At 71.2% G+C, this 15,513-nt stretch carries 12 protein-coding genes and 1 tRNA gene; 8 read left to right on the top strand and 5 right to left on the bottom strand.

Features of this window, described 5'->3' with window-relative positions; all coding sequences use genetic code 11:
• The first annotated feature begins 360 nt into the window (after positions 1 to 360).
• Positions 361 to 1,326 (top strand): hypothetical protein, encoded by a 966-nt coding sequence (locus tag AC3X7R_RS13080; RefSeq protein ID WP_489966105.1) that lies wholly within the window; start codon positions 361 to 363, stop codon positions 1,324 to 1,326.
• Positions 1,323 to 1,691: a hypothetical protein gene (locus tag AC3X7R_RS13075; RefSeq protein WP_489966104.1), complete on the top strand. Its 369-nt coding sequence runs from the start codon at positions 1,323 to 1,325 to the stop codon at positions 1,689 to 1,691. Before AC3X7R_RS13080 ends, AC3X7R_RS13075 begins: the two co-directional genes overlap by 4 nt.
• Positions 1,692 to 1,705: 14 nt before the next feature.
• On the opposite strand, the gene AC3X7R_RS13070 is transcribed toward AC3X7R_RS13075, so the two are convergent.
• Both AC3X7R_RS13070 and AC3X7R_RS13065 read right to left on the bottom strand, forming a co-directional pair.
• Entirely contained in the window at positions 1,706 to 2,800 is a 1,095-nt protein-coding gene (locus AC3X7R_RS13070) for a tyrosine-type recombinase/integrase (RefSeq protein WP_489966103.1), read from the bottom strand.
• A gap of 621 nt (positions 2,801 to 3,421) precedes the next feature.
• A tRNA-Leu gene (locus AC3X7R_RS13065) sits at positions 3,422 to 3,507 on the bottom strand.
• Positions 3,508 to 3,599: 92 nt separating this feature from the next.
• Here AC3X7R_RS13065 and AC3X7R_RS13060 point away from each other — a divergent pair.
• Both AC3X7R_RS13060 and AC3X7R_RS13055 read left to right on the top strand, forming a co-directional pair.
• Entirely contained in the window at positions 3,600 to 4,928 is a 1,329-nt protein-coding gene (locus tag AC3X7R_RS13060; RefSeq protein ID WP_489966102.1) for a M20/M25/M40 family metallo-hydrolase, read from the top strand.
• Positions 4,929 to 5,096: 168 nt separating this feature from the next.
• Positions 5,097 to 10,280 carry a DUF7507 domain-containing protein gene (locus tag AC3X7R_RS13055; protein WP_489966101.1) on the top strand — a complete coding sequence of 1,728 codons (5,184 nt, stop codon included), beginning with the start codon at positions 5,097 to 5,099 and terminating at the stop codon, positions 10,278 to 10,280.
• Here AC3X7R_RS13055 and AC3X7R_RS13050 read toward each other — a convergent pair.
• Both AC3X7R_RS13050 and AC3X7R_RS13045 read right to left on the bottom strand, forming a co-directional pair.
• Entirely contained in the window at positions 10,249 to 10,473 is a 225-nt protein-coding gene (locus AC3X7R_RS13050; protein WP_489966100.1) for a DUF5703 family protein, read from the bottom strand. The two genes, AC3X7R_RS13055 and AC3X7R_RS13050, sit on opposite strands and share 32 nt — an antisense overlap.
• On the bottom strand, positions 10,473 to 11,420 hold the full coding sequence (locus AC3X7R_RS13045) for an aldo/keto reductase (RefSeq protein WP_489966099.1): 948 nt from the start codon (positions 11,418 to 11,420) through the stop codon (positions 10,473 to 10,475). Before AC3X7R_RS13045 ends, AC3X7R_RS13050 begins: the two co-directional genes overlap by 1 nt.
• Positions 11,421 to 11,514: 94 nt before the next feature.
• Here AC3X7R_RS13045 and AC3X7R_RS13040 point away from each other — a divergent pair, with 94 nt between their 5' ends.
• Positions 11,515 to 12,339 (top strand): undecaprenyl-diphosphate phosphatase, encoded by an 825-nt coding sequence (locus AC3X7R_RS13040; protein WP_489966098.1) that lies wholly within the window; start codon positions 11,515 to 11,517, stop codon positions 12,337 to 12,339.
• Positions 12,340 to 12,346: 7 nt separating this feature from the next.
• Here the strand turns inward: AC3X7R_RS13040 and corA are convergent, their stop codons facing one another.
• Positions 12,347 to 13,333 carry a magnesium/cobalt transporter CorA gene (corA, locus tag AC3X7R_RS13035; protein WP_489966097.1) on the bottom strand — a complete coding sequence of 329 codons (987 nt, stop codon included), beginning with the start codon at positions 13,331 to 13,333 and terminating at the stop codon, positions 12,347 to 12,349.
• 32 nt (positions 13,334 to 13,365) lie between these two features.
• Here corA and AC3X7R_RS13030 point away from each other — a divergent pair, with 32 nt between their 5' ends.
• The 3 genes from AC3X7R_RS13030 to AC3X7R_RS13020 are packed head-to-tail and all read left to right on the top strand — an operon-like array spanning position 13,366 to position 15,506.
• Complete coding sequence (locus tag AC3X7R_RS13030) at positions 13,366 to 14,130, top strand: MSMEG_4193 family putative phosphomutase (protein ID WP_489966096.1); 765 nt, start codon at positions 13,366 to 13,368, stop codon at positions 14,128 to 14,130.
• Positions 14,131 to 14,139: 9 nt separating this feature from the next.
• Positions 14,140 to 14,727, top strand: a complete 588-nt coding sequence (locus tag AC3X7R_RS13025; protein WP_489966095.1) for a DUF3090 family protein — start codon at positions 14,140 to 14,142, stop codon at positions 14,725 to 14,727.
• Complete coding sequence (locus AC3X7R_RS13020; protein ID WP_489966094.1) at positions 14,724 to 15,506, top strand: SCO1664 family protein; 783 nt, start codon at positions 14,724 to 14,726, stop codon at positions 15,504 to 15,506. The genes AC3X7R_RS13025 and AC3X7R_RS13020 overlap by 4 nt, the downstream gene beginning before the upstream one ends.
• Positions 15,507 to 15,513: the final 7 nt, after the last annotated feature.

The raw sequence follows: 15,513 nt of genomic DNA, 5'->3' as shown, positions 1-15,513 counted from the left end.
CCCGCTACCGCCGCATGCGACGCCAGGAGGGCAGCCCCCTGGACCCCCGGGCGGCCCGGCTGCGCCGGGGTAGTCAGGGACGCCCCCTCACGTCTCACTTCGCTCGGAACAACGTGAGTGGACCCCCCTGACTACCCCAGCACAGATGGTTGACGCTCGTTCCTCACGACGGACCTTCTTGTGTGCCGGGCCGCCTCCGTTGGGGCGCAGCTCGTGGCCTCCCCGCTCCCGCGCGCTCGTTCCTCGCGACGCAGCAGCGGGCCCCTGGCCACCAGCTCCGCCCCAACGGCTCAGGGGGCAGGCCCCCCGAGACCCCCAGCGGGGCCTACGGGTCTCCCCACTACACGCCCAGGAGGCGAGTTGAACGACCAGCCAAGCAGCACCGAGAACCAACCGGCGCTGTTCCCGGAACCGCAGAGAACGACGCCCGCTCCCGACTTGAACGCCCTCATCCAGGCGGCACGCGTGGCGTCTGCAAAGAAGGCGGATGGCGGGGCCGTCGGCACCGTCGTCAAGCGCCTCGCGAGCGGTGACGGCTCGGCGCTCGTTGCCACCCTCCGGGCGGAAGGCTTCCCTGACGACGCCCTCGCGGCCGCCGCAGCCGAGGACCCGGAGGACCGGCGCCGGAAGCCGCGAGCGCGGCTGACCATCGTTGGGGGACAGCCCATGCTGCACCTGACCACCACCGGTTGGGCCGCTGCTGGACACACCAGCCGCCGGGAGCGTTCCCCAAGCGCGGAGAGTGCGGCCCATGCCGCCGCCCCGATGGACCTCGCGGCGTGGCTCGCGCGACGTCTTGCCCCATGGCCGGACTTGCGGCTCTCGGTCGCGACCGGCGCTGCTTGCGAGGCTTGGAGCGAACGGGTGCGAGGTCTCGCGTGGAGCCGCATCCAGTCCGGTTCAGGGGATGCATCTGGGACCCTGGGGCTCCTGACCAACGGCCTCCGTCCTGACGCCCTGCTCGTGGAGCGTTGGGCCTCCTCTGAGGCCTACAAGGGGGCCTGGGGGGTCACCCCCGCGGGACCGGAAGACGTAGCCGAGCAAACCGTGCTGCTTGAGGTAGAGCGAGCGCGCAAGGGCGACCCACTGCGGTGGAAGGTCGAACGGGCCGAAGGCGCCATCGGCCTTGGTGCTGCCCACGCGGTGGTGTGGGTCGTTGTGTCGGCCACGGTGGCCCGGGACTTGGTGGCCCTGGGCGTGGGGCGTCCTGGTGGTCGCCAGTTGCTCGTGGCAGCGGCCCAGGTGGGCCTGGGCGGGGACCCGCCGGAGCAATTCCCCTCAACACCGCCGTGGTGGCCGCTGCGTCTCCAGGAAGGTGCCCGATGAACAACGACGACCAGCCCGAGTTCGCGGACCCGGACCGTGCAGACGTGCCTGCCTTCGACCTGACTCCAGCGGCATCGGGTGTCCCCCTCTCGGGGCTCACCTCGACTGCGGTGCCGCCCGGGGCCCTCGTCGCCGCTGCCATGTGGTTGCTGGCCGAGTTGCGCCGGTTGCCTCCTGAGCACGCTGCACACCTCGGGGTCAGGCGTTCGGTGCAGCTTCTCGCCCAAGAGGCGACGCTAGGGGCGCCTGTGCTGGTTGCGCTGGCCGCCGGAGCAGTTCTTGACGCAGCCGCCGCCGTTCCCGAGGGCCCGCCATGGCCGTGGGACCGCGCGGACTACGACCCCGACGAGTGGGGCCATGCCTAGGTCACGCCAGTCCTCTACTGAGCATCCTCTTCGCCTGCGTTCGGGGTGGAGGGGATGCTCGGCAGGGCCTTCGGTGCCAGCGGATGCGGCTCACCCGTGCGAATTGCTGTGGTGGCGGCCACGGCCTCTTCGTCCGACCTGATGTAGGTCAGGGTGGTTGCAGCGCTCTCGTCCCGATGACCGGCGAACCGGCGCGCGGCGCCGAAGCCAGCGAGGCGCTCAACCTCCGCGACCGCGGTGTGGCGAAGCCAGTGTCCGGAGACGTGGACCTTGTCGGCCCAGGGGAGGGCGGCCTGCCAACGGGCGTAGAGGTTGTCGTAGCGGCGGTAGGTGAGCGGCTTGCCGACGTTCTCCCCCCGTGTGGGCTTGTAGCGGAACACCACGTCCTCTGGGTCTGTCGCACCGCGTGTCTGCGCGTGCTCGACCAGGGCCAGCAGAAGGGTCCTGGACACCGGAACCCAGCGCTGGGTCTCGCCCTTCTCCCGGAGGAGCACGGTCTGCTCTTCGTGGTTCAGGTCCATGAGCCGCAGAGCCAACCCGCCGCCACGCCGTGCTCCGGTCTCGAGGTGGAAGCGGAAGAGCAACGTGTCCAGGCTTGGGTCGTTGCCGGTGGTAGCGCAAACCTGGTGCAGTTGCTCAATTTCAGTTGGCTTGAGGGGCCTGCGGTCGCTCGCGTGCCGACGCGGCTTGGTCAGTTTGAGCGCGGGGTTGTCGCGCAGCAACTCATCGTCAACCGCCTTCTTGAAGAAGTGCCGCAGGGCGGCGACGCAGTTCTCCTGGGCGCCTCGTCCGTCGCGGGAGTTGGCTCGACGACGGGCGGTCTTCTTGGCGGCCTGCACCAGCCCTTCGAGTTCGGTCTTGCGAAGGTCATGCACGAGGCGCTCGCCGTACGCCTCTACGAGGCTCCGCCAGTGGTTCCCGTAAGTGCGCTTCTGGCCCTCGGTCGCCAGGCCCAGGACGACCGCGTGGAACTCCTTGACGGTCGAGATGGTCGGTCGGTTGACCTGCAGTTGCGGCGGAAGGGCGTCCGAGAGGTCGGCGAGGGACACGTGCAGCGTCGCCATCATCTGCTGGATGGCGGCGACATGGTCGGGGCTATGCGGCTGCATGAGGGGCTCCTAAGGCGTTGAGGAGGGCGGAGGCGCCGACGAGGACGGCGGTGCCCGGGGTGGTGGAGGGCAGGATGAGGACGGAGGAGCCTGGTTCCGCGCCGAGCACTTCCCTCAGCGCCACGGACAGGCAGAGCCGACGTCGGTCATCGAGGGCGACGATGGTTGGCGCTCCGGTCGTCTCCAAGGACAGGGCCACGCGCCCGGGCGCTTCGACCCGGGCGCCCAGCGTCGCGTTCGGCTCCCACCCAAGAAGGGCGAAGAGCCGCGCCTCCGTGAGCCGCGCGTGGCTGTCGACGCGGGCGGAAGAAAACCGCACCCCCGCGGCGTTAGCGGGAAGCGGAGCGGGCAGAGGAGCGATGTCGACGCGGCGCACGAGCGCGGACCCGTCGGACACCGCTCCGAGTCGCGGAAGGGACGCGGTGAGGTTGTCCCGTCGGCGTGCGATGGACACCCCGACGGCAGTTGCTTGGCTGGACACGCCGGGGACCGTGCTGGTCGATTCCACTGGCGCAGTCGCTGCACCCGGTGGTCCAGACAACTTTCTTGGGGAAACGGATGAGGGCGGCCCGTGGGCCGCCCTCCGCGTCGAGAAGTCCGGGGAAACTTCCCCATCCTGTGTGTCCGAGGGGGGACTTGAACCCCCACGCCCTAATACGGGCACTAGCACCTCAAGCTAGCGCGTCTGCCAATTCCGCCACCCGGACGAGTGCGTGGAAACATTAGCAACACCTGCTGCGATCGCCCCAATCGGGGTCGGGCTTGACGTCCGTGACCGGCTGCCGGTCAGGATGGGCCCATGCGCAGCCCCGAGGAGCACCAGCACGAGGACCGGCACCACGATCCCGCCGCGGAGGTGGTCGACCTCTGCCGTGACCTGGTCCGGATCGACACCTCCAACTACGGGGACGACTCCGGGCCGGGGGAGCGGAAGGCCGCCGAGCACGTCGCCACGCTTCTGGACGAGGTGGGCATCTCGTGCGAGGTCGTCGAGGGTGCGCCGGGGCGCACGTCGCTGGTCGCCCGGTGGGGCGGCTCGGAGGGTGACGCCCTGCTGCTCCACGGCCACCTGGACGTCGTCCCGGCGGCCGCGGAGGACTGGACGCACGACCCGTTCGCCGGCGAGATCGCCGACGGCTACCTGTGGGGTCGGGGCACGGTGGACATGAAGGACTTCGACGCCATGCTCCTCTCCGTGGTGCGCGCCCGGGTCCGGGCCGGTCGGATCCCGGAACGGCCGATCGTGCTCGCCTTCACCGCGGACGAGGAGGCGGGCGGTCACCAGGGCGCGGAGGTGCTGGTCCGGGACCGCCCCGAGCTCTTCGAGGGCGTCACCGAGGCGGTCGGCGAGGTCGGCGGCTTCACCACCACGGTGCGCGGGCAGCGGATCTACCTGATCGAGGCCGCCGAGAAGGGGATGGCCTGGATGCGGCTGCGCGCCCGCGGCACGGCGGGCCACGGGTCGATGGTCAACCACGACAACGCGGTCACCGAGCTGGCAGGAGCGGTCGCGCGGATCGGCGCCCACCAGTGGCCGGTCCGGCTCACCCCCGCCATGGAGGTGCTGCTGGCCTCGGTCGCCCACATCGCGGGGACCGAGGCGACGCCGGAGAACGCGGAGGCGCTCGTCGAGGAGTTCGAGAGCTCGACCCGGATGCTCGGCGCGGTGATCCGGAACACCGCGAACCCGACGATGCTCGACGCCGGCTACAAGGTCAACGTCATCCCCACCGAGGCCACGGCGCACGTCGACGGACGGTTCCTCCCCGGCTACGAGGACGAGTTCTTCGCGACCCTCGACGAGCTGTGCGGCCCGCACGTCACCCGCGAGTTCGTCAGCCACCAGCAGCCCTGGGAGTCGCCCACCGAGAGCCGGTTGATGGACGCGATGACCCGGTCGATCCTGGCCGAGGACCCGGACGGCATCGTCGCGCCGTACCTGATGAGTGGCGGCACCGACGCCAAGCACTTCCGCAAGCTGGGCATGTCCTCCTACGGCTTCGCTCCGCTGCGGCTGCCGGCCGACCTCGACTTCGGCTCGCTCTTCCACGGGGTGGACGAGCGAGTCCCGGTCGACGCCCTCGAGTTCGGGGCCCGCGTCTTCGACCGGTTCCTCGACGAGGTCTGAGCACCGGCGGGACAAGGGCCGAACGTCGTCGACTCCCGGGCCGGATTGCCCTAGGCCCTGGGCGGTTCTGCCCCGCACACTCGGAGGGCGCGTCGAGTCGCCACAGGGCGGCACGACGCCGACCGAGGAGGATCCATGTCGCGCCTGCGTCGAGCTACCGCCCTGACCATGAGTTGTGTGATCACGGCCGTGGCGATGGCGCTCGCCCCCACCGCGATGCGGACGCCAGCGGTGGCGGACCCGCCCACCGGCGGGACCACGATCGCCTCGGAGACGTTCACCGGCTCGTCAGTGTCCGATCCGTCCTGGACGGTTCAGGGCGAGACCTGTCTCACCGGCGCCACGGCGGCCCCCCCGTCGGGCGCCGCCCAGATACCGACCTGCTCGGGGCAGCGAGTCGGCAGCGTGCCACCGATCGGCACGCCCGGCTACCTGCAGCTCACGGACGAGAGTCTGCAGAGCGCCGGCAGCATCCTCTACAACAGTCCGGTCCCCGCGACGGCCGGGGTGTCCATCACCTTCGACATGTTCCAGTACGGGGGAACGGGGGCCGACGGGATCGGTTTCTTCCTGGTCGACGGCTCCACCGACCTGACCGATCCGGGCGGTGCCGGCGGCAGCCTCGGCTACGCCCAGCGCAGAACACCCGAGGCCGGGGTCGAGCCCGGGATCGTCGGCGGCATCCTCGGGGTGGGGCTGGACGCCTTCGGCAACTACTACGACGACGGCGAGGACCGCGGCGCGGGTTGTCCCGCCGATCAGCGTTCTCCGTCCACCGCCGAGGGTGCCGTGGCTCCCAACGTGATCACCGTCCGGGGTCCGGGGGAGGACTCCACGGGATACTGCTATCTCGCCTCCACCACGCCGGCCAACCCCAGTGACCCGGACAGGCCGGGCACCACCCTCCGAGGGACGCTGCGCGCACGGACGCTGGCGGCCTCGTGGCGTCAGGTGAACGTCCAGGTCACCCCCGCGCCCGACCCCCGAGTGATCGTCCAGGTGCGGTACAACCCGTCAAACCCTGCCTCGCCGTGGATCACCGAGCTCGACATCCCGGCTCCGAGCGACCTGCCCACCACCTACAAGTTCGGTCTCTCCGGTTCGACCGGCGGCCAGAACGACGTGCACCTGATCCGCAACGCCGTGGTGCAGACCGTCAACCCGCTGCCCACGCTTCAGCTCGAGAAGCAGGTCGACCGGACCGGAGACCCGCTGCCCGCCGTGATCTCCGTGGGCACGCAGATCCCCTACCAGTACACGGTGACCAATGCCGGAACCGAGACGCTGTCGACGCTCTCGATCGTCGACGACCGTATCCCCGCACCGATCACCTGCGAGAGCAGCACGCTGCCACCCGCCCCGGCGCCGGGTTCGACCACGGTCTGCCGCGGCACCTACACCGTCACCGCGGCCGATGCCGAGGCCGGTGAGGTGGTCAACACCGCCACGGCCACCGCCGTCAGTCCAGGCGGGAACGACGTCACCTCGCCCGAGGCCACGGTGACCGTCCCGCTGGAGTCCCGGCTCGCGCTGGCGAAGGACGTCGTGACGGACCCGCCGTACAGTGCCGGCCAGGTGGTCGAGTACTCCTACACCGTCTCCAACACCGGTGGCTCCACGGTGACCAACATCGCCGTCACCGACGACCTGATCGCCTCGGCCGACCTGGTCTGCGAGTCGAACGTGCTGGCCCCGGGTGAGTCGACGAGCTGCACGGGAAGCTACCGGGTGGACACCGGGGGGGCCGGCCCGACCGGCAACATCGTCAACACCGCCGTCGCCACCGGTGTCACGCCGATCGGCCAGGACGTCGAGTCGCCCGAGGCTCAGGCCTTGATCGGGGTCAACACCGACATCGCGGTCACGAAGACGATCGACGACCCCGCCCCGGAGGTGGGGGACACCGTGACCTTCACGGTCACCGCGACCAACAACGGTCCGGTGGCGGCGACCGAGGTCGTCATCGAGGACCAGCTGCCCGCCGGACGGCTGACCCTGGTGTCCTCGTCGACAGCGGGGTCCCAGGCCTCCACATACTCCGCCGCCACCGGAAGGTGGTCGATCCCTGCCCTGGCGGTCGGGAACGCCGTCACCCTGACCATCACGGCCCGGGTCGACACCAACAGCACGGTGTCCAACACCGCGAGCCTGACCGAGCTCGTCCAGCTCGACACTGACGAGTCCAACAACAGCGCCACCGTGACCTTGAACCCCCAGGCGCTCGATCTCGCGGTGACCAAGCAGGTGGTGGGACGCAACCAGGTGGCCGCTGGGGAGCCGGTCACCTTCCGCGTGACGGTCACCAATCTGGGCCCCCGTCCGGGCACCGGGATCACCCTCTCCGATCCCTTGCCCCAGGGGCTGCTCTACCGCCCGGCCGACTCAGGCGGTACCGGCACCTACTCGCCGGCCACCGACACGTGGGACGTCGGGGCACTCGCCGTCGGAGGCTCCGCGACGTTCGACTTCGTGCTCGACACGACCGCGCCGGGGACGTTCACCAACGTGGCCAGCCTGGCCACCGTCTCGCCGACCGACGTCAACAGCGCCAACAACTCCGCCTCGACCAGCGTGGTGGTGCGCGAGCCCGAGGCGGATCTCGCGATCGTGAAGGGGGTCTCGCCGCAGGAAGCCGTCGTGGGGGAGACCGTCACCTACTCGGTCACCGTCACCAACCGGGGCCCCGACCCTGTGCCGGACGTCTATGTCACCGACACTGGCGTCGAGGGGGTGACCGTCCTCGACACCGAGCCGTCCCAGGGCACGGTGGACGTGCAGGCCCTCCGGTGGGACGTGGGGACCCTCGCGGTCGGCGGCAGCGCGGAGCTCGTGATCACCGCGCGTGTCGAGACGGTGGGCACGAAGATCAACGTGGCCGTCGTCGACGCGCTCTACCTGGACGACGCCAACCCCGAAGACAACGAGTCCACCGCCAGCGTGAGCACCCTGGCCCCGGCCGTCGACGTAGGCGTGACGAAGTCCGTGGACCGCGCGGAGGGCCCAGGCTCGACCACAGACATCCCGCTGGGACAGGACGTCGTCTTCACCCTCACCGCGACCAACAACCCCGTCGCGGACCAGCCCGCCACCGCCGTGACGAACGCCGTCTTCGCCGAGGTGCTGGAGGACGGGCTGACGTTCGTCTCCTCCGACGGCGACGGTACGTTCGACCCGGCAACCGGGACCTGGAGCGTCGACTCCATCCCGGTCGGGGCAACCGTCACCCGTACGGTCCGTGCGACCGGCACCCAGGTGGGTCAGCGCACCAACACGATCGCCTTGAGCGCCCTCGACCAGCGCGACACGGACCCGACCAACAACTCCGACTCCGCGTCCCCCTCGTTCGTCGAGCAGGCCGACCTCGTGATCGACAAGGACGTCCAGCCTGCGGTGGCCCAGCCCGGGGACACCGTGCTCTACACGGTCACGGTGACCAACGACGGCCCCAACGCCACCGACGACATCACGGCGGCTGATCCGGCGATCATCTCCGCCACCATCGTGGACAGCTCTGCCGACGTCGGCACCTTCGACGAAGGGCTGCGGATCTGGGCGATCCCGCGGCTGGAGTCCGGTGAGACAGCGACGTTGCGCGTCTCCGTGCGGCCCAGTACCGGTGCCGCGGGCCACTACCGCAACCTGGTCGTGATCCAGGGGTCCCGGGTCGAGGACCCGGAGTCAGGCAACAACGTCGACGACGCCGAGCTCTTCGTGCCGGTCGCCGACGTCGCGGTGGAGAAGACCGTCGACAATCCCAACCCAGTGGTGGGCGGGACAGTGACGTTCACCGTCGGTGTCCGCAACCTGGGCCCTGACACCGCCGAGGCCGTGAGCCTCGCCGATCAGCTGCCGGCAGGACTCAGCTATGTCGACAGCACGGCCACCCAGGGCGCCTACGACCCGACCACCGGCACCTGGACGATCGGCGACCTGACCCCCGTCAACCTGCCCACGACCGGTGTCCAGGCGACGCTGCGCATCACCGCGCGGGTGCCCGAGGCAGGCACCTTCGCCAACACCGCCACCTCGGACCGGAGCGGCTCCTTCCCCCGCGACCCCGACCTCACCAACAACACCAGCACGGTGTCGGTGACCGCCGGCCAGAGCCCCGGGCTGGTGCTGGAGAAGACCGCCAGCCCCGCGACCGTCGCCACGGCCGGGCAGCAGGTGACCTACTCGTTCACCATCACCAACACGGGGAATGTCCCGATCAGCGGCGTGGGGATCGCCGAGGACGCCTTCACGGGGACCGGCGACCTGCCGACCCCGACGTGCCCCGAGGCGGCAACCCAGCTCGCGCCGGGAGCCAGCGTGGTCTGCACGAGCGTCTACACGGTCACGGCCGCGGACCTCCGGGGCGGTGGCCTGCGGAACACGGCTCGCGCGACGGGCGCGGACGTCACCGGGGGCCCGACGTCCTCGCCGCCTGACGGTGCCGTGGTCCAGGTGGACGCCGGAGCACCCGCCCAACCGCGGGTCCGGACCCGGACGTCCGAGCGCCGCGTCGAGCCGCGGGAGAGGTTCCACGACCGGGTCCGGGTCACGGGGCTGGCGGCCGGGACCACGGTCCCCGCGGTCGCCCGGCTCTACGGACCCTTCACCTCCCGCGCGGCGGCCTCCTGCCGCCGGGCGAACCTGGCGAGCACCGTCACGTGGCGGGCACGCGCCGGCTGGACGAAGACCCCGAAGGTGAGCGTGGCGGCGCCCGGCGTCTACACCTGGAAGGTGACCACCCAGGCGACGGCGGCCAACGAGTCGGCGACGACCCGGTGCGGGCTGAAGTCCGAGACGACGACCGTCGCCAAGCCGTCGTACCAGCCGCCCGTCGTGCCCAGTGGATTCTCCGGCACCCTCCTGGACCCGGAGTCGGCACGAGTCTCGAAGGCCTCGATCCGTGCGTCCGGCTTCGGACTGCGCGCGCAGGTCGTCCCGACCGGTCTCTCGCGCGGGCGCATGGAGCTGCCCGCCGACGTCCGGCTGACCGCCTGGCTACGCCGTTCCGCGGGCTACGGCGACGCCATCGGGACCACCGTGGTCGCCGGTCACGTGTCGGACTGGTACGACCGACCCGGTGCCCTGTGGGGACTGCGCCGTGCCGAGCAGGGGCAGGCCCTGAGCGTGCGCAGCGGCGGGAAGACCTACCGGTACGAGCTGTCGGAGACGAAGAAGTACGACCGGGCCGGCAAGCTGCCCCAGCGCTTCTTCCGCACCACCGGTGCTCATCGGCTCGTGCTGATCAGCTGCACCGACCGGGTGGTCTACCCCAACGGACGCTTCCACTACACGAAGTACCGGGTGGTCGTCGCGAAGCCGGTGGGCGTCACCAGAAGGTCGGGCGGACCTGACGAATGATCTTGCGCCGCAGCAGCACCCGGCGGGTCCCGTCGGGGGTCATCCGGACCCGCATCAGCTCCCACCCGCCGTGCTCGGCTCGCTCCACCAGCAGCCGTCGTACCGCGTTGCGGGAGACCTCCGGCGGGTAGGTCCGGCTCTCGAACTCCCACTCCACCCCCGGGCGTGGCGGGCGACGCAGCGCGCGGCTCATCAGTCCGCCGACACGTCGTCGAGCGCGGCGACGATCTCGGGCGGCAACGCCAGCTCCTCGGTGCCCAGCACGTCGTGGAGCTGCGCGGCGGTGCGAGCACCGACCAAGGGGGCGGTGACGCCCGGGCGGTCCCGCACCCAGACGAGAGCCACCTCCAGGGGGCTCCAGCCGAGACCCTCACCGGCCCTGACCACCGCCTCGACGATGCCACGGCCGCGCTCGTCGAGGTAGGAGCCGACCCGGTCCGCGAAGTGCGGGGTCGCGCCGGCCGAGTCGGCGGGGATGCCCGTGCGGTACTTGCCGGTCAGGACACCGCGTCCCAGCGGAGACCAGGGGAAGACCCCGAGCCCGAGGGCCTGGGCCGCCGGCAGGACCTCGAACTCGACGTCGCGGCTCATCAGGGAGTACTCCACCTGGGTGGAGACCACCGGGGCCCGGCCGGGCCACGCCCGCTGCCAGGTGACGGCCTGGGCGCTCTGCCACCCGTTGTAGTTGGAGATGCCGACGTAGGAGGCGCGGCCCGAGGAGACCGCGGTGTCCAGGGCGCTCAGCGTCTCCTCCAGGGGGGCGGCGTCGCTCCACACGTGGACCTGCCACAGATCGACGTGGTCGACGCCGAGACGTCGGAGCGAGGCGTCCAGGGTCGTCAGCAGGGCACCCCGGGAGGTGTCGACGTTGCGCTCCCCGGAGCGGCGGGAGACGCCGGCCTTGGTCGCCAGCACCACCTCGTCGCGACGCACGACGTCGCCCAGCAGGCTCCCCAGCAGGCTCTCCGACGCGCCGTCGCCGTAGCCGGCCGCGGTGTCGAGCAGGGTCCCACCGGCCTCGGTGAAGGCGATGAGCTGGTCGCGGGCCTCGTGCTCGTCGGTGTCGCGGCCCCACGTCATGGTGCCGAGGCCGAGCCGGGAGACCTGGAGGCCGGTGCGACCGACCGAGCGCTGCTGCATGCGCACAGGCTAGTCACGCCCCGGGGAGGCCGCCTGCGCGGCTCGCCGGACGCGGTGCGGGCCCGGACGGAGCGGCGCCCTAGGCTGTGCCTCCATGTGGGATCTGTTCAAGGCCGTGGTGCTCGGAACCATCCAGGGGCTGACCGAGTTCCTCCCGATCTCGAGCAGCGCCCACCTCAGGATCTTCCCCGAGCTCTTCGGCTGGGGCGACCCGGGAGCGGCCTTCACCGCCGTCATCCAGATCGGCACCGAGCTGGCCGTGCTGATCTACTTCCGCAAGGACATCTGGAACATCGGCAGCAGCTGGGTGCGGTCGATCTTCCAACCCGAGCACCGGGGCACGCTCGAGACCCGCATGGGCTGGTTCATCATCTTCGGCTCCATGCCCATCGTGGTGCTCGGCGTGCTCCTCAAGGACGTCATCGAGCGGGACTTCCGCAACCTGTGGATCATCGGTGTCGCCCTCGTCGTGATGGGCGTGATCCTGGGCATCGCCGACCGGGTCAGCCGGGACGACAAGAAGATCAAGAACCTCACCATGCGCGACGCCCTGCTGATGGGCGGCGCCCAGGCCCTGGCCCTCATCCCCGGCGTCTCGCGATCGGGGGCGACCATCTCGATGGGCCGCTTCCTCGGCTTCGAGCGGGAGGCCGCCACCCGGTTCGCCTTCCTGCTCGCCATCCCCGCAGTGGTCGGTGCGGGGATCTTCGAGCTCCAGGAGATCCCGCACGGGCACAACAGCTACGGCTGGGCGCCGACCATCCTGGCCACGGTCGTCTCGTTCGTGGTCGGCTACGCCGCCATCGCCTGGCTGCTCCGCTACGTCTCGACGAGGTCCTACACGCCGTTCGTGGTCTACCGGGTGCTGCTCGGCGGAGCCACCCTGCTCCTGCTGACGACGGGCGTGCTCACCCCCTGAGGACGGCTCACAGCCAGCCCACGCGCTTGAACCAGGCGAACAGTCCCGTGGAGACGACGAGCATGAACGTCAGGGAGAGCGGGTAGCCGTACCGCCAGCCCAGCTCGGGCATGTGCTCGAAGTTCATGCCGTAGATCCCGGCCACGAGGGTCGGGACCACGACCAGCGCCGCCAGCGCGGAGATCTTGCGCATGTCCTCGTTCTGCTGCAGCGAGATCCGGGCCACATGGGCGTCGAACGCTCCCGAGAGCAGGGAGTCGAGCGTGTCGACGATCTCCCCGACCCGGAGCAGGTGGTCGCCGACGTCGCGGAAGTAGGGCGCCGTGCCCTCCGGGAATCCCGGCACGCGACCGGCGGCGAGCTGACGGAGCGGCTCCCGGAGCGGCAGGACGGCGCGGCGCACCTCGGCCAGCTCACGCTTGAGCGTGTAGATCCGGGCCGCGTCCTCTGCCCGCACCGCCCGTCCCTCGGAGAAGACGGACGCCTCCACCTCGTCGACGTCGATCTCCAGCTCCGAGGCGACGGCCCCGTAGTCGTCCACCACCTTGTCGCACACCGCGTACATCACCGCGGAGGGGCCGTGGGCCAGGACCTGGGCGCGGGTCTCGAGGTCGCGTCGAGAGGCCTGGAGGTCCGCGCCGTCCCCGTGTCGCACCGTGACGACGTAGTCGGCACCCAGGAAGACCCCGATCTCGCCGGTCTCCACGGCGTCCTGCTCGTCGACGTACCACAACGTCTTGAGCACCAGGAAGAGCATGTTCTCGTACTGCTCCAGCTTGGGACGCTGGTGGGCGCTGACCGCGTCCTCCACCGCGAGCGGATGGAGGCCGAACGCGGTGGCGACCTTCTGCATCTCCGCGTCGTCGGGCTCGTGGAGCCCGACCCACTGGAAGTCTCCGGGGCGGCGGCCGGCGCCGACACCCAGGACGTCGTCGACCGCAAGGTCGTGCGCCATCCTCTGGCCCGCCCGATACACCGCGTTGTCCACGATCACACCCCTGAGGCTAGCCCCACTAGGCTCCAGCCATGGCCACCGTGATCCTGGTGCGACACGGTCGCACCACAGCAAACGTCTCCGGGACGCTGGCGGGTCGGCTCCCCGGCGTCCGCCTCGACGAGGAGGGCGAGCGGCAGGCGCTCGCCACGGCCGGGCGACTGGCGGGGGTCCGGCTCGCCGCCCTCGTGACGAGCCCCCTGGAGCGCTGCGTGCAGACCGCGGAGCTGATCGCGCACGCGCAGGCCCGGACGGCCCCTGAGGGCACCCAGGACTCGGAGGCGCCGGGTGGCCCGCCGGCCCTGCTCCACGAGGAGCGCCTGACCGAGTGCGACTACGGCGAGTGGCAGGGGCGTCGGATCTCCGAGCTGGCCCAGGAGGAGCTGTGGCGCACCGTCCAGCGCCAGCCGGCGGCCGTGGTCTTCCCCGGTGGGGAGGCGATGGCGGCCATGTCGGCCCGCGCCGTCGCGGCGGTCCGTGAGCGCGACGCCGCGGTCGAGCGGGAGCACGGGCCCGGTGCCGTGTGGGCGGCGGTGAGCCACGGCGACGTGATCAAGGCGATCCTCGCCGATGCGCTGGGCATGCACCTGGACCAGTTCCAGCGGCTCGTCGTGGACCCGGCCTCGGTGAGCCTGGTGCGCTACACCGCGGGGCGGCCCTTCGCCCTGGGCCTCAACACCCACGGCGGCGACCTAGGCTGGCTGATGGCTCGCGGCGACGCGGCGGAGGTCCCCGCCGAGGACGCCGTGGTGGGCGGGGGAGCGGGCCCGTCGGCCCCCTCTGGTGCCCGCCCCTAGGGTGGGGTCATGCCTGTCGTGCACTCCTTCGACCCTCCCGAGCGATTCGTCTCCGGCACGGTCGGTGAGCCCGGTCACCGGACCTTCTTCCTCCAGGCCAGAGCGGGTGCACGGCTCGTCAGCGTCTCGCTGGAGAAGCAGCAGCTGCTGGCGCTGGTCGAGCGCGTCGACGAGCTCCTGGACGAGCTGATGTCCGCCACCGCCGGCGGCTCGGTCATCCCGGCCGTGGCGCCGGTCGACCTCGAGGACAGCGAGCCGCTGGAGCAGCCGATCGACGAGGAGTTCCGGGCCGGCACCATGACGCTGTCGTGGGATCCGGGGGACGAGCGCATCGTGATCGAGGTGTTCCCCTTCAGCGAGGCCGCGGTGGTCTCGCCCGAACAGCTCGAGGAACTGGGCGAGGAGTCCTTCGAGGAGCCCGAGCCGGAGGAGCTCCTCGTGGTCCGGATCGCCAGCGGAGTGGCACGCGCCTTCTGCGCCCGCGCCCGGCAGGTGGTGGAGGCCGGACGGCCGCCGTGCCCGTTCTGCGGCAACCCCGTGGACCCCGACGGCCACCTCTGCGTCCGGGCCAACGGGTTCCGCCGCCGGGAACCGTGACTCCTCCGGGCCACCCACCCGACCTGGTGCCGGAGGGGGGAGAGATCGTCCTGCACGGGCGGGTGATGCCCGCCTCCAACGCGACCTTCGTCGGCGAGGTGGACGGCGTGCGCGTCGTCTACAAGCCGGTGGCCGGGGAGCGACCGCTGTGGGACTTCCCCGACGGCACCCTGGCCGCCCGTGAGGTGGCGGCGTACGACGTCTCGACCGCGCTGGGCTGGGAGGTCGTGCCGCACACCCTGCTGCGCTCCGGGCCCCACGGGCCCGGCATGGTCCAGCGCTGGCAGGAGCCGGACCCGGACCAGCACGCGGTCGACATCGTGCCGGAGAGTCGCGTGCCGGAGGGCTTCCTCCACGTCTTCGACGGGGTGGACGGACGCGACCGCCCGGTCTCCCTGGTCCACGAGGACTCGACCGCGCTGCGCCGGATGGCGATCTTCGACGTGGTCATCAACAACGCCGACCGCAAGGGCGGCCACGTGCTGGCCATGACCGGGGGCCACCGCTACGGAGTCGACCACGGGGTCAGCTTCCACGTGGAGAACAAGCTCCGCACCGTGCTGTGGGGGTGGGCAGGGGACCCGGTGCCCGGCCCCGACCTGGAGCGGGTGGCAGCCCTGCGCGACGAGCTGGACGGGGCCCTGGGCGAGCGGTTGCTCGACCTGCTGACCGCCGAGGAGGTGCAGGCGACCTGCCGCCGGACCGACCGCCTCCTGGCCTCGGGCACGATGCCCCTGCCCCAGGAGGGGTGGCCGACGATCCCGTGGCCGCCCTTCTAGGTAGGCT

This window comes from Nocardioides sp. Z22_16, from assembly GCF_058134365.1.
This window is presented reverse-complemented; position numbering and strand designations above follow the sequence as displayed.

Excerpts from the sequence above, each read along its gene's own strand:
- AC3X7R_RS13030 (WP_489966096.1), top strand. The coding sequence starts at position 13,366 with ATGGCCACCGTGATCCTGGTGCGACACGGTCGCACCACAGCAAACGTC.
- AC3X7R_RS13070 (WP_489966103.1), bottom strand. The coding sequence starts at position 2,800 with ATGCAGCCGCATAGCCCCGACCATGTCGCCGCCATCCAGCAGATGATG.
- AC3X7R_RS13040 (WP_489966098.1), top strand. The coding sequence starts at position 11,515 with ATGTGGGATCTGTTCAAGGCCGTGGTGCTCGGAACCATCCAGGGGCTG.
- AC3X7R_RS13045 (WP_489966099.1), bottom strand. The coding sequence starts at position 11,420 with ATGCAGCAGCGCTCGGTCGGTCGCACCGGCCTCCAGGTCTCCCGGCTC.
- AC3X7R_RS13055 (WP_489966101.1), top strand. The coding sequence starts at position 5,097 with ATGAGTTGTGTGATCACGGCCGTGGCGATGGCGCTCGCCCCCACCGCG.
- AC3X7R_RS13075 (WP_489966104.1), top strand. The coding sequence starts at position 1,323 with ATGAACAACGACGACCAGCCCGAGTTCGCGGACCCGGACCGTGCAGAC.
- AC3X7R_RS13050 (WP_489966100.1), bottom strand. The coding sequence starts at position 10,473 with ATGAGCCGCGCGCTGCGTCGCCCGCCACGCCCGGGGGTGGAGTGGGAG.
- AC3X7R_RS13025 (WP_489966095.1), top strand. The coding sequence starts at position 14,140 with ATGCCTGTCGTGCACTCCTTCGACCCTCCCGAGCGATTCGTCTCCGGC.
- AC3X7R_RS13060 (WP_489966102.1), top strand. The coding sequence starts at position 3,600 with ATGCGCAGCCCCGAGGAGCACCAGCACGAGGACCGGCACCACGATCCC.